Annotated in this window: 8 protein-coding genes, 1 other RNA gene and 1 pseudogene; 8 read left to right on the top strand and 2 right to left on the bottom strand. The window is 75.2% G+C overall.

The annotated features are described in order from the left end of the window. Nucleotides 1-195: 195 nt before the first annotated feature. The 8 genes and pseudogenes from BUE48_RS08335 (at nucleotide 196) to rnpB (ending at nucleotide 9,964) form a co-directional block, all read left to right on the top strand. Entirely contained in the window at nucleotides 196-1,002 is an 807-nt protein-coding gene (locus tag BUE48_RS08335) for a Nif3-like dinuclear metal center hexameric protein (protein WP_012852034.1), read from the top strand. Continuing rightward, nucleotides 999-1,742, top strand: a complete 744-nt coding sequence (locus tag BUE48_RS08330; protein WP_012852033.1) for a zinc ribbon domain-containing protein — start codon at nucleotides 999-1,001, stop codon at nucleotides 1,740-1,742. Before BUE48_RS08335 ends, BUE48_RS08330 begins: the two co-directional genes overlap by 4 nt. Nucleotides 1,743-1,955: 213 nt before the next feature. Continuing rightward, entirely contained in the window at nucleotides 1,956-3,092 is a 1,137-nt protein-coding gene (locus BUE48_RS08325) for a bifunctional RNase H/acid phosphatase (RefSeq protein ID WP_012852032.1), read from the top strand. A 307-nt stretch (nucleotides 3,093-3,399) separates the two neighbouring features. After that, nucleotides 3,400-4,728 carry a helix-turn-helix transcriptional regulator gene (locus tag BUE48_RS08320; protein WP_286989583.1) on the top strand — a complete coding sequence of 443 codons (1,329 nt, stop codon included), beginning with the start codon at nucleotides 3,400-3,402 and terminating at the stop codon, nucleotides 4,726-4,728. Between the two features lie 232 nt (nucleotides 4,729-4,960). Beyond that, a complete protein-coding gene (locus tag BUE48_RS08315) occupies nucleotides 4,961-6,322 on the top strand; it encodes a TrpB-like pyridoxal phosphate-dependent enzyme (RefSeq protein WP_012852030.1) in 1,362 nt (453 codons plus the stop codon). A 72-nt stretch (nucleotides 6,323-6,394) separates the two neighbouring features. Then, nucleotides 6,395-6,862: pseudogene (locus BUE48_RS24600) on the top strand (hypothetical protein); the annotation flags it as partial. Between the two features lie 128 nt (nucleotides 6,863-6,990). Then, complete coding sequence (locus BUE48_RS08310) at nucleotides 6,991-9,360, top strand: DUF4132 domain-containing protein (protein WP_286989582.1); 2,370 nt, start codon at nucleotides 6,991-6,993, stop codon at nucleotides 9,358-9,360. 212 nt (nucleotides 9,361-9,572) lie between these two features. Beyond that, nucleotides 9,573-9,964: RNase P RNA component class A (gene rnpB / locus BUE48_RS08305), an RNA gene on the top strand. A gap of 36 nt (nucleotides 9,965-10,000) precedes the next feature. Here rnpB and BUE48_RS08300 read toward each other — a convergent pair. Together BUE48_RS08300 and BUE48_RS08295 are read right to left on the bottom strand one after the other, a co-directional pair. Beyond that, complete coding sequence (locus BUE48_RS08300) at nucleotides 10,001-15,232, bottom strand: type I polyketide synthase (RefSeq protein WP_286989581.1); 5,232 nt, start codon at nucleotides 15,230-15,232, stop codon at nucleotides 10,001-10,003. Continuing rightward, nucleotides 15,229-23,073 carry a type I polyketide synthase gene (locus BUE48_RS08295; RefSeq protein WP_286989580.1) on the bottom strand — a complete coding sequence of 2,615 codons (7,845 nt, stop codon included), beginning with the start codon at nucleotides 23,071-23,073 and terminating at the stop codon, nucleotides 15,229-15,231. Before BUE48_RS08295 ends, BUE48_RS08300 begins: the two co-directional genes overlap by 4 nt. Nucleotides 23,074-23,230 lie beyond the last annotated feature (157 nt).

Raw genomic sequence — 23,230 nt, 5'->3', positions numbered from 1 at the left:
ACGTTCCGGAACGCCGTTTTGCTCCCGGCCCGGCCCAGCGGGCCGTCCGCCCAGGCGATCTTGCCCGGGATCGGGCCGAGGGACACCTCACGATAGCCCGAGCGGCGCCAAGCCACGATCCGCCGGGTGTCATCGGATCGCCTGCCCGGCGCCGGGGCGCCCGCGTCCCCTCGGCGGAGCGGTAACCTGCCGACTGTGCGTCTGTCCCAAGTGATCGCCGTCCTGGAAGAGCTCTACCCGCCCGCATGGGCCGAATCATGGGACGCCGTGGGTTTGGTGTGCGGCGATCCGGACGCCGAGATCGGCCGGGTGCTGCTGGCGGTGGACCCGGTGGCCGCCGTCGCCGACGAGGCCGCCGCATGGGGCGCCGACCTGATCATCACCCACCATCCGCTGCTGCTGCGCCCGGTGCACAGCGTCGCCGCCACCACCTTCAAGGGCCGGATGGTGCACCGGCTGATCTCCTCGGGCATCGCGCTGTACACCGCGCACACCAACGCCGATGTGGCCCGGCCCGGGGTCTCCGACGCCCTGGCCCGGGCGGTGGGGCTGACCGGCCCGCTGGTCCCGCTGGCGCCCGCCGCCGACGATCCGGAGCGCGGGCTGGGCCGGATCGGTGAGCTGGAGCGGCCGATGCCGCTGAAGGAGTTCGCCGCCCGCGCCGCCGCCGGGCTGCCGGCCACCGCCTGGGGACTGCGGGTGGCCGGCGACCCCGACCGCCCGGTGCGCCGGGTGGCGGTCTGCGGCGGCGCCGGCGACTCGCTGCTGGAGACCGCCCGCCGCGCCGGGGTGGACGTCTACCTGACCGCCGACCTGCGTCACCACCCGGCCTCGGAGTCGTGCGAGGCGGGCGGGCCGGCGCTGATCGACGCCGCGCACTGGGCCACCGAGTGGCCCTGGCTGGAGGACGCCCGGCGGCTGCTGAGCCACCTGGACCTGACCACCCGGGTCTCCACGCTCGTCACCGACGCCTGGACGCTGCACTTCGAAGGAGCCAAGTGAAAGCAGCACCGCAAGCCCAGCAGAGACTGCTCAAGTTGCAGGAGCTGGACACCGCGCTGGACCGGCTGGCGCACCGCCGCCGCACGCTGCCGGAGAAGGCGGAGATCGAACGCCTGCAGGCCCGGCTGGCCGAACTGCGCGATGCGATCGTGGCCGCCGAGACCGAGGTCGGCGATCTGGACCGGGAGCAGAAGAAGGCCGAGCAGGACGTCGAGCAGGTCCGCACCCGGGCCCGGCGCGACCAGGAGCGGCTGGACTCGGGAATGATCACCTCCGCCAAGGAGCTGTCCAGCCTGCAGGCGGAGATCGCCTCGCTGCAGCGCCGCCAGTCCGACCTGGAGGAGGTGGTGCTGGAGATCATGGAGCGCCGCGAGGAGGCCGAGGCCAAGGCCGCCGGCCTGCGGGCCGAGCGCGAGGCCGCCGAGCGGGAGCTGGCCGAGGTCACCAAGCGCCGCGACGAGGCCTGGCGGCAGATCGACGAAGAGAGCGGAACCACCAGCGCCGCCCGCACCGAGGTGGCCAAGGAGATCCCCGAGGACCTGCTGGCCCTGTATGAGAAGCTGCGCGGCCAGTTCGGCGGGGTGGGCGCCGCGGCGCTGCACCGCGGCCGCTGCCAGGGCTGCCACCTGGCGCTCAACACCGTGGACCTCAACCGGATCCGGGCCGCCGCCGAAGACGAGGTGGTGCGCTGCGAGGAGTGCCGCCGCATCCTCATCCGCACCCCCGAGTCGGGCCTGTGACCCGCCCGGAAAGCCCGCCGCAGCCCTGGCCATGCCGAGCCGCCCGGTCCGCAAGGCCGCGGCCGCAGGGGCCGCCGTGCCCGTCCCTGCGGCCCGCCCGCCGCGCCGCCGCCGGAGGCGAGGCGTGAGAGCCGCCGCCGGCAGCCCGTTCCGCAGACCCCGACCGAAGGAATCCGCCGTGACGTGCCGTCACCGTCCCGCCGGGGGCGCCGCGTGAGCGCCGCGCCCGCACGCCCGCCCCGCAAGCTGATCGTCGAGGCCGACGGGGGGTCACGGGGCAACCCGGGGCCCGCCGGGTACGGGGCGCTGGTCCGCGACGCCCTCACCGGCGAGGTGCTGGCCGAGGTCGCCGAGGCCATCGGGCACGCCACCAACAACGTCGCCGAGTACCGGGGGCTGATCGCCGGGCTGCGCGCCGCCGCCGAGGTGGACCCCGCCGCCCGGGTCGAGGTCCGCATGGACTCCAAGCTGGTGGTCGAGCAGATGTCCGGGCGCTGGAAGATCCGGCACCCGGACCTGATGCCGCTGGCCCTGCAGGCCAGGGACGCGGCGGCCGCGCTGGGCGCGGTCTCCTACACGTGGGTGCCGCGCGACCGCAACGCCCACGCCGACCGGCTGGCCAACGAGGCGATGGACGCCGCCGCCCGCGGCGAGCCGTGGACCCGCAAGGTCACCGGGAACGACTCCCCCAAGCCGGCCGCCTCCACCGCACCGGCCTGGTCGAAGGCCGCCTCCGCCCCCACCACGACGCTGCTGCTGCGGCACGGCCAGACCCCGCTGTCGATCGAGCGGCGCTTCGCCGGGACCGGGGACGTGCCGCTCACCGAGGTCGGCCGGGAGCAGGCCCGCGCCGCCGCGCGGGCCCTCAAGGACCGCGGCCTGGACGTCATCGTCACCTCGCCGCTGACGCGCTGCCGCGACACCGCCGCCGAGGTCGCCGCCGCCACCGGCGCCCCCGTCCGGATCGAGGAGGGCTTCCGGGAGACCGACTTCGGCGCCTGGGAGGGCCTGACCTTCGGCGAGGTCCGCGAGCGCTGGCCGCGGGAGATGGAGGCCTGGCTGGCCGATCCGGCGGCGGCGCCTCCGGGCGGGGAGAGCTTCGAGCAGGTGGCCCGCCGGGTCCGCACCGCCCTGGACAAGCTCACCGTCCGCCACCGCCACCAGAAGGTGCTGGTGGTCTCCCACGTCACCCCCATCAAGCTGCTGGTCCGCGAGGCCCTGCAGGCCCCCATGGACGCGCTGTACCGCATGCACCTGGACGTGTCGTCGCTGACGCAGATCGACTGGTACGCCGACGGCCCGGCGGTGCTGCGCGCCTTCAACGACACCCACCACCTGCCCGCGCGCTGACGACGGCCCGGGCGGCCGGGACGCCTCGCCCGCTCCCGATTCCGCACCGCGTCCGGGCAGGCCCGGCCGCGTCGTCCCACCGCCGAAGAAGCCCCGCTCATCGGGAAAGGAGGGCTCAGGCCACATCCGGCCGGGCGGCGGCCCGACGCGCGGTATCGGTGCGCCCGGCCGCACTGCAGGTTCTGTGGCCGCATCCGGTCCGCCGATCGCGGTGAACGCCCCGCATCCGCCCCTTCACCGTGATAGTCAGGAATCAGGCGAACACAGAGCGTGTCCAATCGGTCCGGGGAACGGGAAAGAGGGACCGATGGCCGAGCGGGTGCGCCCATGGTGGGCGGTCCGGTTGCGGAACGAACGCCGGGCCCGCGGCTGGACCCAGCGGGACCTGGCCGACAGGCTCGCCCAGCAGGTGACCGAGCAGTGTCCCGAGCTCGACTGCTTGATCACCTACATCAAGCGCTGGGAGTCGGGCAAGAGCACAGTCAGCAAGCGTTACCGGCTCGCCCTGGCCGCTGCGTTCGAGGTGCGGCATGACGAACTGTTCGCTCCCCCGGCGCCCGTCCGGGACGAGACCATGCGGCAGATTCCGGCCACGCCATGGGACGGCCCGGCGCGTAGCGTGGAGAACGCGGACTCCTCCAGCGATTGGGACGAGATGAAGCGTCGTCTGCTGCTGCAACTGGCCGCGGTGGGGGGCGCCGGCGCGCTCGCCGCCACCGGCGAACCAGTCCGGCTGCTCCTTGAGCAGATCCTGGCCCGTGCTCCCCGGTCGGTCGGCGACTGGGAGATCGCCTGCGCCGACCACCTGCATGCGATCCGCACCCGCCCCCCGGCCCAGATCCGCGACGATCTGCCGGCCGACCTGCTGGTCCTGCAGCGGCAGATCGCCGACCCCGGCGACCAGGACGTCACCGAACTGCAGCGGATAGCCGCCGCGCTGTCCACCCTGTACGCCAACGTGCTGACCCGCCTGGGCGAGCACGGCGCGGCCCTGCGCTGGTGGCGCACCGCCCGCGACGCCGCCGACGCCTCCGGGGATCTGGAGCTGCGGGTGCAGGTCCGTTCCGAAGAGGCCGGGTTCGGTCTTTACGGTCAGCGGGATCCGGTGACCGTGCTGCGCCTCACCGAGGAGGCACGGCGGCTCGCCGCAGGTCGGCCGTTCGCCGGAGTCGCCTCCCTGGCCGGCACCCGGGCGAAGGCGTTCAGTCTGCTCGGCAGGCACGCGGAGGCGAAACGAGAGCTGCTGGTCCTCGCCGGCAGCACACCGCACACCTCCTCGTCCGGCCCGATCCCCAACCTGTGGCGGGAAGATCAGGTGCACTTCGCCGAAAGCTGGGTCCACGCCGCCGCCGGGAACGAGGCCGAGGCGGACGAGGCCCGGGAGCGGGTGCTGGCGTTCAAGGGCGACTACCAGTACGACGTCAACGTCCGGCTGCACGAGGCGCTGTGCACGGTCGCCCAGGGCGGCTTCGAGGCGGGCGCACGGCACGCGGCGACGATCTTCGACACCATGCCCGCCGCCCGCCACAGCCGAATGATCACCGAGACGGGCCGGATGATCCTGCGCGCCGTCCCGGCCGAGCACCGCGACCACCCGGCGGTCGCCGACTTCCGCGCCCTCCTGGCCGCCGCCTGACCCACTCCGGCTCACATCCCGACAGACCCGAAGAACCACCGGCGACGGCACGCCGGCACCAACCCCGTCGGGCACCGCGACCGTCCGGTGGTCGCCGGATTTCGCGCTCTCCCGGGTTGCCGCCCGACCCGCTTCGGTCTGTGTCCAAAGGCCCTGGAGAGTCGTCGGTGACGGTGCGCGACCTGGGCATTAAGGTGCGTTCGGACGCATGTCACGACGTTATGGAGGGCCCGTGGCCGACGAAACGGGGTCGACCAAGATCCTGCTGGACGAGTCGCGCATCCCGCGCCGGTGGTACAACGTGGTCGCCGACCTGCCGGCGCCGCCGCCCCCGCCGCTGCACCCGGGGACGCGGGAGCCGGTGGGGCCGGAGGACCTGGCGCCGCTGTTCCCCATCGACCTCATCGAGCAGGAGGTCAGCCTGGAGCGCTACCTGGACATCCCCGAGGAGGTCCGGGAGGTCTACCGGCTGTGGCGGCCGACCCCGCTGTACCGGGCCCGGCGGCTGGAGAAGGCGCTGGGCACCCCGGCGCGGATCTACTACAAGTACGAGGGCGTCTCCCCGTCCGGCTCGCACAAGCCCAACACCGCCGTCCCGCAGGCGTTCTACAACGCCAAGCACGGCATCCGGCGGCTGACCACCGAGACCGGGGCCGGGCAGTGGGGCAGCTCGCTGGCGTTCGCCTGCTCGATGTACGGGCTGGAGTGCGAGGTGTGGATGGTCCGCGCCTCCTATGACCAAAAGCCCTACCGGCGGCTGATGATGGAGACCTACGGCGCCCGGGTGCACGCCAGTCCCTCGCCGCTGACCACGGCGGGCGCCAAGATCCTGGCCGAGGACGCCGACTCCCCCGGCTCGCTGGGCATCGCCATCAGCGAGGCCGTGGAGGTCGCCGCCGGCGCCGACGACACCCGCTACGCCCTGGGCAGCGTGCTCAACCACGTGCTGCTGCACCAGACGGTGATCGGCGAGGAGGCGCTGGAGCAGCTGGCCTCGGTCGGCGAGACCCCGGATGTGATCGTCGGCTGCACCGGCGGCGGCTCCAACTTCGCCGGGCTGATCTTCCCGTTCCTGCGCGAGAAGCTGGCCGGGCGGATCGACCCGGTGCTGCGCGCGGTGGAGCCGGCGGCCTGCCCGTCGCTGACCCGGGGCCGCTATGAGTACGACTTCGGCGACACCGCCGGGCTCACCCCGCTGATGAAGATGCACACCCTCGGGCACGACTTCGTCCCCGACCCCATCCACGCCGGCGGGCTGCGCTACCACGGCATGGCGCCGCTGCTGTCGCACATCTACGAGCTGGGCCTGTTCGAGGCCGTGGCCAAGCGGCAGCGCGAGTGCTTCGAGGCGGGCATCCTGTTCGCCCGCGCAGAAGGCATCGTCCCGGCCCCCGAGGGCACCCACGCCCTGGCCGGGGCCATCGAGGAGGCCCGCCGCTGCGCCGAGACCGGCGAGGAGAAGGTCATCTTGACCGCCCTGTCCGGCCACGGCCACTTCGACATGAGCTCGTACGAGCGCTACCTGTCCGGCGAGATGGAGGACTTCGACCTGCCGCAGGAGCGCATCGAGCAGTCCCTGGCCCGCCTGCCGTGACACCTGACCGTCCGGGAAGGGGCCGCCGGTCCCTTCCCGGACGGGCGGGCCGGATGTCACCCGGGCCGACTAGTGTGCGCGGGCGTGAACAACCGCCCTCTGCCCGATGAGCACACCTTCGAGATCCCGGCGTCCTGGCGCTCCCAGTTGCATCCCAGGCGCGACGGCACGCCGGCGCCCCCCATTCACCCCGATCCGCAGGCGGCCGGCACCGTGCGTGCGCTCATCGAGGAGCACGCCGAACTGATCGACCTGCTGGTGACGGGGGGCGACTGCGATCCTGAGCTCGTCGCGGCCGTCGGGCGGCATCTGGACGGCGATCCCGACCCGCTGGGCGCGGCGGCGATCGCGGCCGTCATCACGCAGCGGTCCGTGATGCGGAAGATGGAGGAGAGCCAGGCCTTCTTCGACTCCTGGGTCGTCACGCACGGGCTCGGTTTCGCCGCCTGCGCGGTGGTGGAGCTGAGCGGGCTCTACGCCGTCCACTGGAGAGGCGGCTGGGATGAAAGCCGCATGTCCTGGTCGAGCCGAAGGGGGACATCTACCAGCACTGTCCCGTCACCCTGCGCCGCGCCCGCAGCCTGCTGGCATCCGCCGCGGACGGCGTCTACCCGGAGGCCGAAGCGGCCCTGGCCGGCCACCGGCGCTCCGCGACGCAGCGAGGGCTGGTGTCCTACCTGGTGCCCACCCGGCAGGACTGGGTGGAGGAGTGCTGCGCCGACCGGTCCATGGGGCCGAACGTCTCCCACTTGCTGTATTACTCGCTGCGCACCAGGAAGCAATATCTCACCCTCCACAACAGGGTGGGTTTCGACGCCGGGCGCGTCTCCATTTACAGCGTGCTCCCCACGCTGCTCGAAGGCATGGGCCCGGCCGCCCTTCCCCTGCTCTTGGACGTGCTCGACCGGGGCGATCTGGGCGAAGAAAAGCGCCAGTACGTCCTCGGCCTGATCGCCGAGCTGCCCACGGACGAGGCGTTCAAGGGGCTGCTGGGCCGGCTCGACCGCCGGGGCGTCCGGCCGGTGCTGCAGGCGATGGCGCGGCGCTTCCCCGTCCGGGCGCTGCGGTTGCTGGCCGAGGCCGCCCCGGTCTCCTTCGACGCCGCCCTGCTGCTGGCCGATCACCTGTCGGCCGACGCCGAACTGGCCGCGGCCGCGCTCCGCAGGCTCCCGCCCGGGACGCGCACGGCGGCGGAGTCGGCGATGGCGTCCCTCGCCCGGGTCCCGGAGGCGCCGGCGGAGGCGGTGCCCGCGGTCCTGGCCGGGCCCGCCGGCCCGCGGTCCCGGCCCGTCCTGGAAGAGCTGCAGGCGCCCGCGCCGCGCGTCGCGTGGGGTGCGGGCGAGCGGCGGCAGTGGCTGGAGGACGTTCCGGGCCTGCTCCCCGTGCCGCCGGATGCGGACTGGAAGGCGCTCATCGGGGAGTTCCGGTCCGGCACCCCGTCGATCAGCATCGCCCAGCTCGTGGTGTACGGGCCCGAGGAACTGGCCTGGCCGCCGGACGAAGAGCGGGACCGCCGGGCGCGGGAGGAGGTCCCCTGGCTCAAACCGCTCGTCGCCCGCCACGGGCTGCGGGCGCTGCCGGTGGCGGTGGAGATGGCCGAGGCGGATCCCGCGCACTGCGGGACGGCGCTGCTGCCCTTCTGGCACGCCGATGTGGCGCTCATGGCCGCCGGCTGGCTGACCCGCGGCGGCGACCGCGCCGACACGGCCCGCCGGTGGCTGGACCGGCACGGCCCGGCGGCGGCGCCGCTGCTGGCTCCCGCGGCGCTCGGCAAAACCGCCGAACGGCGTCCGGCCGAATGGGCGCTGCGGTACCTGCTGCTCCGGCACGACCTGGAGGAGATCGTCCGGGCCGCGCAGGCGGTTCACGGCCGGCGGGCCGCCGACGCGCTGGAGGCGTTGCTGAGCGCGCACCCGGTGGAGACCGGCCTGTGCCCGACGCCGAAGATTGGCGACTGGCTGGACCCGGCGTCCCTCCCCCAGGTGCTGCTGCGCGACCGGCGGCTGGCCCTGCCCGCAGCAGCGGCCGAGCGGCTGGTCGCCCTGCTGGCGCTGCCGTTCCCCCACGGGGTGCGGGAGATCAGGCGGGCCTGTGACCCGCGGTCGCTGGCGAGGTTCGGCTGGGCGCTGCTGCGGCAGTGGCGGGAAGGCGGCGCACCGGCCCAAGACGACTGGGCCCTGACGCAGCTGGCCTGGACCGGCAACGAGGAGACCGTGGAGCAGCTGGCGGCGCTCATCCCGCTGTGGGCCGAGGAGGGCAGGCACAAGGACGCGGCCAAAGCGCTGGGCGTGCTCGCCGACATCGGCTCCGATGCGGCCCTGAAGCACCTGCACGACGTTCCCCGCAAGGCCACGTCCAAGAAACTGCGGCAGGAGGCGCAAAGGGGAATGCGCCGGATCGCCGGCCGCAGGGGGCTGTCCGCCGAGCAGCTGGCCGACCGGACCGTCCCCGACCTGGGGTTGGCGGTCGATGGCGGTCTGGTGCTGGACTATGGGCCGCGACGCTTCACGGTCGATCTCGACGAGCGTTTCAAGCCGGTCGTGACCGACCAGAAGGGAAGGACGCGCAAGACCCCTCCCAGCCCCGGCGCCAAGGACGACCTGCTGCTGGCGCCCGCCGCCCACCAGAGGTTCACCGCCTTCCGGAAAGAGGCGCGCGCGGCCGTCGCCGACCAGATCCGGCGGCTGGAGACGGCCATGGCGTCCGGGCGGCGGTGGACGGCCGGCGAGTTCGGCGACTTCATCCTCGGTCATCCGCTGATGTGCCGGCTCGCCCGGAGCCTGGTGTGGGTGAGCGAGGACGGCGACGCGGTGACCGCGTTCCGCATCACCGAGGACCGCACGCTCGCCGACGTCGAGGGCGAGAAGTTCACCCTGTCCCCCTCGGCCCGCGTCGGCGTCGCCTCTCCGGAGCTGCTGGGGGACGCCGTGGCCGCCTGGTCGCAGACGTTCGCCGCCCACGGGATCCACCAGCCGTTCCCCCAGCTCGCCCGGCCGCTGCCCGCACCGGGCGAGCCGAAGGCGGCACTCGGCGGCTGAAGCGCCGCACGCCCTCGTCCGGCGCGACGTGGCTGCGGCCGCGCCGTCTCAAAGATCCCGGACGCCGGCGTGACGCTCGCCGAAGCAGCCGCTCAAGGCGCGTCCGACTTGGGACACGGGCCGATGCCGGTGGAGGCGCGACCGGCTCCGTGCATCGATCTTCCGATATGCGGAGCCGGCCCCGCACGGCGTAACCTGGAGAGTACGGCGGACGAGCCGGCCGGGCGGTCGCGTCGGGGGCCTGCAGGTCCCCGCCGAGGAAGGTCCGGGCTCCACAGGGCAGGGTGGTCGGTAACACCGACCCGGGGTGACCCGCGGGAAAGTGCCACAGAAAACAGACCGCCATCGCCGCGCGCGGTGGTAAGGGTGAAACGGTGAGGTAAGAGCTCACCAGCGCCCAGGGTGACCTGGGCGGCTAGGTAAACCCCACCCGGAGCAAGGTCAAGAAGGGAAGCCCCGGCTTCCCGCGCAGGCGCCTGAGGGCGGCCCGTCCGAGCCTGCGGGTAGACCGCTAGAGGCTGTCGGCAACGGCAGTCCGAGATGGATGACCGCCGCCCGCCGACTCCGGCGGGTACAGAACCCGGCCTACAGGCCGACTCGTCCGCCGCCCCGCCTGTGACCTGGGGATCTTCCGCTTCGCCTATCCCGAGTTCCGCCCCAGTTCCGCCGCGGCGGTCCAGGTGACGACGTGCCCGTCCACCAGGCGGGACTGCACGGTCAGCACGGTGTCGCCGCAGGTCACCTGCAGCCGGTCGCCGTCGGCTGCGGTGACGGTCACCTCGTCCGGGCCGGTGCCGAGGGCCTTGACGGCGGCCTGCTTGGCGGTCCACAGCCGGGTCGCGGCGGCGAGCCGGTCGGCCTGGCGCTCCAGCAGCGTCCGCTCGGAGGCGGTCAGCACCGTCGACTCCAGCGCCCCGGCCTCGGCGGTGAGCGCCTCCAGGTCGATCCCGGACGGCTGCGGGGCGGGGCGGACCAAGGCGACGCCCAGCTCGGCGGTGTGGGCGATCGACACCGACAGCGGCGCCTCGAAGGGGCCGGTGACCTGCGGGCGGCCGGTGGCGTCGTTGCGGACGGTCAGCTCGGCCGGGAACAGCGGGCCGTGCCCCTGCTCCCACAGCCAGTGCCGGACGGCGTCCTTGACGGCGATCCGGCCCAGCAGCCACGAGTCCCGGGCGCGTTCGGGGAGCCGCTCATAGTCGGCGCGTTCGGCGGCGCCCAGGTACTGCCGCATCAGCAGATCCCGCGAGGGCCGGGAGTCCCAGTGCCGGCGGGCCAGGCACCAGCCGCCGGGCTGCGGCTCGCCGACACCCGACAGCTCAGGGGTGAACCTCATCCGCCAGACCTGCTCGTCGGTGTAGAACCGGTGGGCCGTCCAGCCCGCGATGCGGGCCCACACCGTGCCGTCGGCGCGGACCAGCTCGGCGTCGCAGCGGACGGCGCTGTCGGTGACCGATCTCCTCCAGACGGTGACCTTCAGCTGCTCCCCTTCGGGCGGGTGCGGGCCGTACCAGGTGATCTGGTCGAACCCGATGGGGAACACCGTCTGGTCCTTGTCCCCGTACACCTGGAACCAGTGGCCGCACAGCTGCCCGGCCGAGTCCAGCAGCGCCCCCGGGGCGGGCAGCGCGATCACCTGGCCGCGCAGCCCTTCGGCCGACAGCCCGCCGATCTCCCGGACGCCCTGGTAGCGGGGACCGTGGAAGGTCCACCGCTCGGCGTAGAACCGCTCGGCCGGCACCGGAGGCGGCCCCTGCACCTGCGGTGGGGCGCGGTCCGGCTCGGGCGCCGGCGGGTAGCCGTCGGACAGCAGAACGGTCCCCTCGGCATGCCCGTTGATGCGGACCTCGACCCGCCCCGGGGCGCTGTGCCGGGCGTGGACGAGCGCGGTGGTCGGCGGGGCGGCGACCACCCAGCGCGACACCCGCACACCGGTGACCCCGACGACGACCCGCCCGGGCAGCAGCCGGCGGGCGGCCTCGGCCATCACCTCCACCAAGGTGGCCGTCGGGACGACGGGGAACCGGTCGGCGGGCTCGGGCCAGTCGGCGCGCTGCGGGATCAGGCAGTGGTCGGCCAGATACGGCATCGTCTCCAGCGAGAAGACCAGCGACCGGCTCATCTCGGCCGCCGGTTCCCCGGCCGCGCTCCCGCGCTTCCCGGGCCGCCCCTCCGCGGCCGCACGGGCTCCGGCCGGCCCGTCCTCGCCGTCCATCACCTCGACCCGCCGGCCCTCCGCCTTCCCGGCCGCAGCCGTCTCCCGGACGGCGGGCTCTGCGCCTTCCCCTTGCCGGGGCACGGCCACCGGCCGCCGCTCACCGGCGACCGCTTCAGCGTCCCGGGCGGAGGCGGACAAGGGCCCCTCCTCCGCTCCCCGGGCGGCAGACTCTGAGTCCCCGCCCTCTCCAGGCACGGCCACCGGCCGCCGACCACCGACATCCTCGCCGACAACCGTTCCAGACTCTCGGATGGAGGCAGACAAGGACCGCTCCCCCACCCCCTGGGCGGCAGACTCTGAGTCCTCGTCCCCTCCGGGCACGGCCACCGGCCGCCGACCACCGACATCTCCACCGACGACCGTTCCAGGCTCTTGGACGGAGGCGGACAAGGACTCCTCCTCCGCTCCCCGGGCGGCAGACTCTGAGTCCCCGCCCTCTCCAGGCACGGCCACCGGCCGCCGACCACCGACATCCTCGCCGACAACCGTTCCAGACTCTCGGATGGAGGCGGACAAAGACCGCTCCCCCACCCCCTGGACGACGGACTCTGACCTCTCGTCCCCTCCAGGCACGGTCACCGGCCGCTCATCGGCGGCCGCTTCAGCGTCCGAGACGTCGCCGGAGAAGGGTTGCTCCCCTGTCTCCTGGAGGGCGGGTTCGTGCTCCGCTCCCTGCCGAGATGCGGATCGCGGCGTCTCGGTCGTCACCGATCGCCGATCGGCACCACCCTCGGCAACGGGCATTCCCGCTTCCTGGGGCACGGGTCTTCCCCCGCCGGGCTCTTGGACGGCGGACTCGGTTCCCTCATCCCGTTGAATCGCCAAAGGGGCGGTGGCGGGGGCCTGGGAGGCCGGTTCCGCGGCCGGGTTCTCCTGGACGGCGTGTGCACCGGTCGCGGCGTCGCGTGTCGGTGCGTCGTGTCCGGCCGTCACCGGGATGCCGGCGGATGGCCGGGAGGCCGCGACGACCAGCGGGGGCACCGTGTCCTTCAGGCGGATCAGCGGGGTGCCCAGGTCCAGCCGCACACCCTGCGAGCCGGCGGGTCTGACCGGTTCGGTGAAGGCGGCGGCGGGACGGTCGGCGCCGTGGCCCTCCACCCACAGGGCGGCGGCCACGCAGCGCAGCTGGGTCAGGCCGTCCCGGGAGGGGACGTCGGCGGCGATGGCCAGGTGCTCGCGCGCCCCCAGCGCATCGCCGACGAAAGCGGGCAGCCCGCCCGGACCCACCTGCACGAACACCCGGACCCCGGCCTCGGTGTAGAGGCGTTCGACCAGGTCCTTGAAGCGCACCGGTTCCAGCAGGTGCCGCACGAGCAGCCCGCGCACCTCATGGGGGCGGTGCGGGAACGGCGCCAACGTGGTGGCCGACCACAGCGGCACGGTGGGCCGCTCGACGGGCAGGGCGTCGAAGGATTCGCGGGCCGCCTCCACGCAGCCGGCCGCCATGGGCGTGTGGAAGCCGGGGCGCAGCGGCAGTTCCTGGCCGAGCACGCCTTCGGCGCCGAGTCTTCGCAGCACCTGCCGGACGGCGCCGGGAGGGCCGCAGATGACCGACTGGTGAGGGCAGTTGTCGTGGGTGACGGTCACGCCCTCCAGGTCGGCGATGGCCTCGGCGGCCCGGACCGCCCCGCAGCCCAGCGCCCCGTAGATCATGTCGGGGGCGTTCGAGGCCCGCTCCTGCAGGGCGGCGGCGAGGTCCTGGATCGGCTGCTGCGGGCACATCCCGGTGGCGACCAGGGCGGCCCACTCGCCGAGGCCGTGCCCGGCCGCCAGGTCCGGTTCGATCCCCAGCGCGTTCAGCGCCTCGGCCAGCAGCCGGCCGCAGGCGATCACGTCGGCGGCGCGGCCGGGCAGGTCCTCACGGCCGGTCAGGGCCGGTGCCGGCAGCCCGAAGTGCTCGGCGACGCCGTCAAGGCGCGGGTGGAAGACCGGTTCGAAGCCCGGGAACAGGAAGGCCAGGCGGCCGCCGGAGGCCAGCAGCGGCCGGGGCGAAAACCAGATGTCGTTGCGTCCCCGCCAGGGCTCCCCCCGGCCCACCACGGCGCGGGCCAGCGACAGGCGCCGCGGCGTGGGGTCGGCGATCGCCAGCCGGCAGGGTCCTTCTCCGATGACTTCGCCCGCCGGCGCCCGGTCCAGGCCGGCCAGCAGCGCGGCCAGTTCCTCGGGCGAGGCGGCGGCCAGCCGCAGCAGGCGGCCGCCGTCGCCGTCTTCGCCGCTGCGGGCCCGGGAGGGTCTGCGGCCCCGGGCACGCACCGAACCGGGTGCCTCCTCCAGCACGACGTGGGCGTTGAAACCGCCGAAACCGAAGGCGTTGACGGCGGCGCGGCGGGGCAGCTCCGATTCGGCCTCCCAGTCGGCGGCCTGGCCCGGGAGGCGGAAGCGGGTGCCCTCCAGCGCCGGGTGCGGGTCGGTGACGTGCAGGGTGGGCGGCAGCACCCCCTCGTGCAGCGCGAACGCCGCCTTGATCAATCCGGCGATGCCGGCGGCGGGCATGGCGTGACCGATCATCGACTTGACCGAGCCCAGGGCGATCGGCGGGCCGTCGGTGCCGAAGACGCGGCGCAGGGTCTGCACCTCGGCGCCGTCCGCCAGCGGGGTGCCGGCGCCGTGCGCCTCCACCAGGCCCAGGGCCGCCGGTTCGCGCGGGTCCAGCCCGGCGTCCCGCCAGGCCCGCCGCACCGCCAGTTCCCGGCCGTCGACCGGCGGGTTCAGCAGCGTGGCGGCCTGCCCGTCGCCGGCGCTGCCCACCCCGCAGATCACCGCGTAGATGCGGTCCCCGGCGCGCTGGGCGTCCTCCAGCCGTTTGAGCAGCACCATGCCGGTGCCCTCGGCCAGCAGGGTGCCGTCGGCCGACCGGTCGAAGGGGCGCACCCGTTCGCTGGGGCTCAGCGCCCGCAGCCGGCTGAACAGGTTCCAGACGGTGATGTGGTGGGCGTGGTGGACGGCGCCGGCCAGCACCGCGTCGCACTGCCCGCAGCGCAGCGCCCGCACCGCGTGCTCGACGGCCAGCAGGGCCGAAGCGCAGGCGGCGTCCACGGTGTAGGCGGGGCCGCGCAGATCGAAGTGGGCGGCGATGCCGGTGGCGACGGCGAAGCCGGGCAGCAGCCCGGTGGGGACGTCCGGCGGCTCCGGTCCCAGCTGCCGGCAGAACGCCCGCCGGATCTCCTCCAGCCGTTCCTCCCCCAGGTCGGGCACCAGGTCCGCCAGGACGGCCACCAGCTGGTGGGAGGTGTGCACCCGCTGGTCGAGGCGGGCCGTTCCGGTGGTGAGGTAGCCGCCGCGGCCGAGGATGACGCCCACCCTGGAGCGGTCGGGCAGCCTTTCGGGTCCGCCGGCGTCGGCGATGGCCTCGGCGGCGGTGCGCAGCGCCAGCAGCTGGTCGGGTTCGATGCCGTCCACGGCGGCGGGTGTGATCCCGAACCGGGTGGGGTCGAAGGCGGTCAGGTCGTCGACGAATCCGCCGCGGCGGCAGTAGACCCGGTCGCCGCACGAGGGCCGCCCGTAGCAGGCGGGGTCGTAGTAGATCCGCGGGTCCCACCGCTGCGGGGGGACCTCGGTGACGGCGTCCACGCCCGCCCGGATGTTGTCCCAGAACTGGCGGGCCGTGGCCGCTTTGGGGAACACCGCCCCCATTCCCACGATCGCGATCGGTGTCATGGCGCGGCTCCGGTGAAGACGACCTGCGAGTCGGCGCCGACGGCGATCTCGCGGAGCAGGGCGCCCACGGCGGCGTCGGGGTCGAGCGGCGCGCCGCGCCGCCGGGCCTGGTCGCGGGCCGCCTCGCCGGAGGCGGGGTCGTCGCAGGCCCACGGCCCCCAGCAGGCCGCCAGCACCCGGCCGCGCAGCCGTGTCCCCCACAGCGGGGCCAGGGTCTGGCAGGCGTCGCCGGCGGCGGCGTGGGCGGCCTGTCCCTCCTCGCCCAGCATTCCCGAGGCGCTGCCGAGGACGACGAAGAATCCCAGGTCCTCGCGGACGGCCTCGGCCAGGGTCGCGGCGGCGCCGGCGGTGGTCTGCCACAGCCGGGCGAACGAGCCGGCCTCGCGAGGCGGCCGGTGCTGCTGCGGCGTGCCGGTGCCGTGGATCACCCCGTCCAGCCGGCCGTACCGGGCGTAGACGTCGGCGACGGCGGCGCGCACGGCCTGCGGGTCGCCGAGGTCGAGCGCCTGGTAGCGGACGGAGGCGGCCGAGCCCTCCAGCCTGGCCAAGACGGCCCGCAGCCGCCGCCCGGCCGGGGCGGTGGCCGGGTCGGGTTCGTCGTCCTCGTCCGGCGGGGTGCGGCCGATGATCTCGATGTGGCAGCCGGCGGCGCCGGCGAGCGCCCGGGCCAGGCGGGCGGTGACGCCCCGGGCCTCCCCGGTGAGCAGGACGACCCCGTCCCGGTCCAGCGGCAGCGGGGCCTCGCCGGTCAGTTCCTGCGGGACGAGTTCGAGGGTGCGGCGGGTCCAGCCGTCGTGGCCGACCACGACGGGGGCGCCGGGCTCGCTCATCAGCTCGACGACCAGCTGCTCGGCGAGGGCGCGGGGGCCGCAGGCGGTGTTGACGTCCACGGCCCGCACCAGGGCGGCCGGGTGCTCCAGGGCGAGCGTGCGGGCCAGCCCGCGCAGCCCGGCCCCGGTGACGACGTCCGGACGCCCGTCCCGGCCGAACATGCCGCCGGTGCCGGTCACCAGCAGCAGCCGGCTCGTGCCGCCGTGCAGCGCGTTGCGGATCTTCTCATAGGACCTGGGCAGCACGGGCGGGCCGCCCGGGCGCAGCGCCGCCAGGTGGATCACCGCGTCGGCCGGCTCGTCGGCGTCGGCGGCGATGCCGGCGTGCACGCCGTGCGATTCCAGCAGCGTCACCAGCTCGGGCGCCACGCCGAGCCCGTCGTTGACGATCAGGCACCGCCGTCCGCTCAGCGGCCCGGGCACCGGCACCGGTCCCGCCGCGGGCAGTTCCACCGGCCGCACCACGTGCCGGCTGGGCGGCACGGGCATCGGCGCGACCGGCGGCACCACGGGGAACGCCCGGGTGGCGTCCGCGTCCAGCGTCCACCATGCCCCGTCCCCGTCGTCGGGGGGCGTTTCCGCGTCGCCGGCGAGCGTCGCGGTGCGGGCGACGGGGCCTCTGGCGAGCAGCCCGGAGCGAGGGGCGGATGCACCGCCTCCAGATGCTTCGGCCGTGGAAGCGGATGCCTCATCTCCGGGAACGTCCGCGGAGCCCGGTGCGTCACCTCCGGGTTTGGGCGTCCCCTCGGCAAAGGCGAGGGGGTCATCGGCGGCGGCCTCGGCGTCCTGGGAGACGGACGTGCCGTCCTCGGACGCGTCATCGCCTGGCGGGGGCAGAGCGCCGGAAACGGATGCGTCCTCCCCGGATGCCTCCTCTCCCGGAGAGGATGTACCGCCATGGGAGGCGGGCACGTCACCGTCGGGGGCGGTGGTCTCCCCGGCGGGTCCGGGCACCGCGCTTTCCAGGGCGGATACGCCGTCTTCCGAAACGGACACGTTCCCGTCGAACACGAAGACGGCCTTATGCGGGGAGGGCTCCTCCGCAAGAGCGGGCGCCTCACCATCGGAAACGGGAAGGCCACCACTGGGAAGGGGCACAGTGCTTTCAGCGGACGTCGCGTCCCCTCCGGGAATGGCGGCGGCCACCGGGGAGAAGAACACCTCTTCGCTGAGAGCCGATGTCTCGCTCAGGCCGTTGCCGGGAGCGGCCGTCCCACCGTCTGAGTCCGGCTTCTCTTCCTTCAGGTCAAAGGGGCCGTCCTCACCGACAGACGCGTTCTCACCGGTCTCCGGCGCAGCTTCCCCGACGTGGAACACGTCCTCTGCAACGGCAGTCCTCTGGTCGCCGGAAGCGGGCCGGCCGTCGCCGGGAGCCGATGCCTCACCGCCCGGGCCCGACGCCCCGTCCTCCGGGGCGGGCGTGCCGTCCCTCCAGGCGGGCACGTCCCCGGCAGGAGCGGACTCGGTCTCCCGGGAGGCGCGCATGTCCTCCTCGAGGGCAGGCGCCTCGCCGTCGCCAGCGGGCAGGCCGTCATCGGGGACGGCCGCCTCGCCGCCGGTGCCGGACGCCGTCTCTTCCACAGCGGACGCGCCGCCTGCCGGAACGGCCGTCTCCTCTTCAACGGCGGACACGGCCTCCGGGGGAAGGAACACGCCTTCGAAGACGGACACCCCGCCACCGGCGGCAGGCTGATCCTCGCTGAGCGCAGACGCCTCACCGGCAGGGCCGGGCGGCGTCGTCTCAAGAACGGCCACGCCGCCCGCCGTCTCCTCGGCGGCGGAGACGGCGTCCCGGGGAAGGAACACGTCCTCAAGGGCGGACGTCCCGCCACCGGAGACGCCTTGGGGAGCGGGCGCCTCACCGCCGGAAACGGTCAGGTCCTCGCCGGCAGGAGGCGCCTGGCCGCTAGAGGCGGATGCGGCGTCGGCGGAGACCGACGCATCGCTCTCCGGCGCCGCCGTGCCGTCCTCACCGCCGGGCGGGGCGTCTTCGAGGGCGGGTTCGAAAGCGGATACATCGTCCGCGACGCCGGGAGCGGACGGGGTTTCGGCGGAAACGGCCGCCACCTCATCGGGGGCGGACACGACATCTTCCGCGGCCGACACGCCGCCTGCGGAAAGCAGCGCCGCCTCCTTGAGGGCGGGCGCGTCGTCCTCCGAAGCCGGCGTGTCCTCGCCGGGTGAGGCCACCGCGCCCCGGGAAAAGTGCACATCCTCCTCCGGGGCGGATGTCTCACCGCCGGGCGCGGGTGCCTCTTGACCGGGAACGGGACGGGGCGCGGGCACATGGGGCGCGGCAGAAGCGGCCGGTGCCCGGTCCTCGCGCGGCTGCGGGAGGGAGATCCCCAGGTAGCCGAGCAGCACGTCGCGTTGGGCGGCCAGCAGCTCCCGGCCGGTCCGCAGGTACTCCAGGACGGCGGCGTCGCGGTCGGCCCGGTCCGGCGCAGCGGCCGGGTGCGTTCCGGACGGCCGCGGCGCGTCCGCCGGGCGGGCGGGGCGGCCGATGGTCCAGGCGGGCCGGGCGGGCGGGGCGGACAGCACGACGGCGTCGCGGCCGGTGAACAGCGGCAGCGGGTCCACCTCCACCCCGAGGGCGGCCAGTTCGGCCAGGGCCGTCAGCAGGGCGTGCAGGCCGGGCAGGCCCCGCCCGGCGGGACGGTCGCAGGTGACCACCGTGTGCGGCAGGCCCTCCAGGATCCGGCCGACCAGGCGAGTCAGCGACCGTCCGGGGCCGGTCTCGACGAACACCCGGGCCCCGGCCTCGTACATGGCCTCGATCTGCTCGGCGAAGCGCACCGGCGCGGCGACCTGCTCGGCCAAGGTGGCGGCCAGCAGCTCCGGAGAATGCCGGTAGGGGGCGGCGGTGAGGTTGGACCACACCGGGAAGGCGGGCGGGCTCAGCCGCCGGCCGGCCAGTTCCACGCTCAGCCCCGTCGCCGCGCCGGCGGCCAGCGGGCTGTGCAGGGCGCAGGAGCCCGGGATCGGCTCGGCCGCCAGCCCGCAGGCGTTCAGCGCCCGCATCGCGTCGCAGACGGCGGCGGCGGGGCCGGAGATCACCACCTGCCGGGGCGCCTCGTGGGCGGCCAGGACCACCCGGGGCACCGTCTCCAGCACCGCCTGCACCTCCTGCGGGGTTCCGGTGACGACGGCCATGGCGCCCGGGTCGCCGCTCTCGCCGCTTTCGACGGCGCGCAGGATCGCCTCGGCGCGGGCGGCGGCCAGCTCCAGCAGGTCGGTCTCGCCGAAGACCCCGGCGGCGCACAGGGCGGTCAGCTCGCCGCACCCGTGCCCGGCCGCCATGTCGGGGCGCACGCCCAGCTCGGTGAGCAGCCGGTGGACGGCGATGCCGGCGATGGCCAGGGCGGGCTGGGCGATGCGGATGTCGCCGAGGGCCTGCCGCTGCCGTGCCTCCTCCTCGGCGGTGAAGGCGGCGGGCGGGAACATCGCCTCGGCGTACCGGCCGCCGGACAGCCGCAGCAGCCGCTGCAGCCGGGGGAAGGCCACGAACAGGTCGGCGAGCATCCCGGGCCGCAGGCCGCCGTGGCCGGGGAACAGAAACGCCACCCGGCCGGGCCGCTCCCCGACGGCCGGGTACACGCCCGGCGCCGCCTCGAAGCGGCGGGCCGGCTCCAGCTTGGCGGCCAGGTCCTCAGGGCTGGTGGCCACCAGGGCCACCTGGACGGGTCCGCTGTGCTGTTCGGCGGCGGTGCGGGCCAGGTCCCGCAGCCTGGCGCCGGTGCCCAGGGCGGCGATCCGGTCCATGCGCTCGCGCGCCTCGGCGCGGTCGGCGCCCCGGAACAGGAACAGCTCGGCGGGCCATGCGGCGGTCCCCGACACCGGTTCGGGGGCGCCGCCGTATCCGGCCAGCACCGCGTGGAAGGCGGTGCCGCCCAGGCCGGAGGCGCTGAGGCCGGCGCAGCGTTCGCCGGGTTCGGCGGGCCAGGGCCGCGGGGTGTGGGAGAAGACGAACGGGCTGGTCTCCGGGTCCCAGGCGGCAGTGGGCTCGTTCAGGTGCAGGGTGCCGGGGCGGACGCCGGCGTGCAGGGCGCGGGCGGTTTTGATCAGCCCGGCCAGCCCGGCCGCCCGCCCGGTGTGGCCGATCTGCGAGGCGACCGAGCCGAGCGTGACGCCGCCCGGCGTGGTTCCGGTGAACGCCCGGGTCAGCGCGGTCAGCTCGGCGCGGTCGCCGGCGGCGCCGGTGCCGCGGGCCTCCACCAGCCCGATCCGGGACGGGGGGATGCCGGCGTCGCGGTGGGCCCGCTGCAGCGCCCGCCGCCGTCCCTCGGCGCGGGAGGCCGACCGCCCGTCGCCGGCCGCGGCGACCGCCTTGATGACGGCGTAGATGCGGTCGCCGTCGCGTTCGGCGTCGGCCAGCCGTTTGAGCGCCACGCACGCCGCGCCCTCCCCCGGCGCCACGCCGTCGTCCCCGGCGTCGAACGGGGCGCACCGTCCCGACGGCGGGCCGCCGGGGGCCTCGTCCCGCAGCTCGACGCCGCCGCACAGCACCAGGTCGGCGCCGCCGCAGACCAGTTCCTTGCAGGCGGCGTCCAACGCGGCCGGGGAGGCGTCGGCGATGGTGCACTCGGCGCCGCCCAGATCCAGCCGCTCGGCGATCCACCCGGTGATCGTGGCGGGGGATGCGCCGTCGGCCGCCTGCGGCGACGGCGCATCCCCCGTCCCGGCGGCGAAGATCACCGCGGCGCGGGAGCGGTCGAAGGGCCGGTCGGCATACCCGGCGTCGTCCAAGGCGCGCGCGGCGACTTCCAGCGCCAGCAGGTGCGCCGGTGCGATGTCGCCGAGCGAGCCGGGCGGGATGCCGCGGGCCTCGGCGTCGAAGGGGATGGCGGGCAGGAAGCCGCCCTGTGCGGCGGGGGTGTCCTCCGCTTCGCCGCCGTCGCGGCGGCCGCCGGGGACCTCGGTGACCGCATCGGCGCCGCAGAGGACGTTGGCCCAGTACTCCTCGGCGTCGCGCGCCCCGGGGAAGGCGCAGCCGATCCCCACGATCGCGATGTCCAGCGGACGCGGTGCGGGCTCCTCCTCGGGGGCCGACCGCAGCCGCCGCGCCCGTTCGGCCAGGAAGGCCCCGGCTCCGGCGCTGACCTGCTCGTGCAGGTCGGCGATGGTGGTGACGGCCGAGCGCAGCACCGCCGCCTGGCCCATCATGAACATGCCCTCGCGGTACTGCTCGGTGCCTTCGATCTGCCGCAGTTCCTCCCCCTCGCGCCGCAGCCCGCGGGAGGCCAGGCGCAGCCGGCCCAGGTTGTGGCGCTCCAGCTTGGCCCACACCTCCTGGCGGGGCACCCCGGAGGCGGCCAGGTCCCGCCGGGCCCGCTGGAAGGCGTCGGCGTAGGGGGTGTGGGCGCAGCGGACGGCGTTGCCGGGGGCGGTCTCCAGCAGCACGGTGCGCTCGCACTCCACGGCGACCTGCTGGAAGCCCGGCACGATCGCCCCGGTCGCCACCGCCTCCTCGGTGAACAGGTAGGCGGTGCCCATCAGCACGCGGATCTGCACGCCGCGCTCGGCCAGCGGCCCGGCCAGCGCGGCGACCATCGCCGCCGAACGGGCGTCGTGCACGCCGCCGGCGAAGGCCACCGATGTGCGCGCGGCCTCCTGCGGGTGCTCGGCCAGGAACGCCAGCAGCACGTCCACCTGCGCCTCCCACAGCGGGAAGGCGGCGCGCGGGCCGATGTGGCCGCCGCATTCCATGCCTTCGAAGACGAAGCGGCGGGCGCCTTCGGCCAGGAAGCGTTCCAGCAGGGCCGGGGAGGGGACGTGCAGGTAGGTGGCGATCCCGGCCTCCTCCAGCGGCGCGGCCTGGGCGGGGCGTCCCCCGGCGATCAGCGCGTAGGGGGGCCGGGCCAGGCGGATGGCCTCCAGCTGGGCGGCGCGGATCTCGCGGGGGGCGAATCCCAGCACACCCGCCCCCCAGGGGCGGCCGCCCAGCCGCCGGGCGGTCTCGGCCAGCAGCCGCCCGGCCTCCTCCCCGGTCATCAGCGCCAGCGCCACAAACGGCACCCCGCCGGCGGCGGCGACGGCGGCGGCGAACTCGGGCCGGTCGCTGACCCTGGTCATCGGCCCCTGCAGCACGGGATAGGCGGCCCCGTCCGCTGCGGCGGCCGCGGCCAGCGGCTCGGCGCGGACGGCGGCGGCCAGGTGCTCGTCGATGTGCGCGGCGACGGCCTGCACGACGCCCCCGGCGGTCTTGTACCGCTCGGCCAGCGGGCGGGCGAGCGCCCCGTCCTGGCCGACCGGCAGCAGCTGCTCGTGCAGGTCGCCGACGCCCAGGCGGGCGGCCAGGTCGGAGGGGGCCGTGCCGTCGGGGACCGGCAGGTCCGGGTGGGCGTAGATGCGGTGCCCGGCGACCAGGCGGGTCTCGCCGCCGTCCATCGTCTCGATCGCCCGGGCGACCTCCGCGGGCAGGTCCAGTTCCCGCACCAATGCCAGCTGGGCGTCCAGCACCACTCCCGCGGCCCCGCCCGCGATGGCCGCCGCGGCGGTGTGCGGGCCGATGCCCCCGGCCGCCCACACCGGGCGGTCCAGCTCGGCGTCGCCGAGCAGGTGCTGCAGCAGCACGAACGTGGTCAGCTCGCCGACCCGGCCGCCGGCCTCGCAGCCGCGGGCGATCAGCCCGTCGGCGCCCAGCCGCGCCGCCGCGCGCGCCTCGCCGGGGTCGACGACCTCCACCAGCAGCCGGCGGCCCGGCAGGTAGGGCTGGGCCTCCTGCAGGGCGGGCAGGTCCACCAGCACGGTGTGGACGGTCTTGGGCACCTCTTCGGGCCGCACCGGGCAGGCACCGCCGATGCGGATCGCAAACGGCCCGCCCCACCAGCGTTCCACCAGCTCCAGCGCGGTCAGCGCCGCGTCCCGGTCGCGTCCCAGGTCCAGCGTCCCCAGACCGCCGGCCCGGGCCACGGCGACCGCCAGGCGGGCCTCGGCCAGCCCGAACGGCGTCACCCCGATGATCCGGTCAGCGCGCGTCCAGGCCAGGTCACCGGACTTGTCAGCCGTCATCTGCGTCCCCCGACGTCCCGTTGCAGCGTCAACGCCGCGGGCACGGCCCGCGACGCTGCGCAACATTACTGTCGGTCAATATTCACTCACTCAGGCGACACGCCTGGTGGCGGGGGGTGGTGGGGAGATGGCCATGGCCTTACCGAAAAACGACGCT

The sequence above is a fragment of the Thermomonospora sp. CIF 1 genome, from assembly GCF_001896795.1.
Classification (GTDB): Bacteria; Actinomycetota; Actinomycetes; order Streptosporangiales; family Streptosporangiaceae; genus Thermomonospora; species Thermomonospora curvata.
Note: the sequence above shows the minus strand (reverse complement) of the source record. Positions and strands in the feature narration are given on the sequence as shown.

Coding starts and splice junctions, on each gene's coding strand:
- BUE48_RS08320 (WP_286989583.1), top strand. CDS start 3,400: ATGGCCGAGCGGGTGCGCCCATGGTGGGCGGTCCGGTTGCGGAACGAA.
- BUE48_RS08300 (WP_286989581.1), bottom strand. CDS start 15,232: ATGACACCGATCGCGATCGTGGGAATGGGGGCGGTGTTCCCCAAAGCG.
- BUE48_RS08295 (WP_286989580.1), bottom strand. CDS start 23,073: ATGACGGCTGACAAGTCCGGTGACCTGGCCTGGACGCGCGCTGACCGG.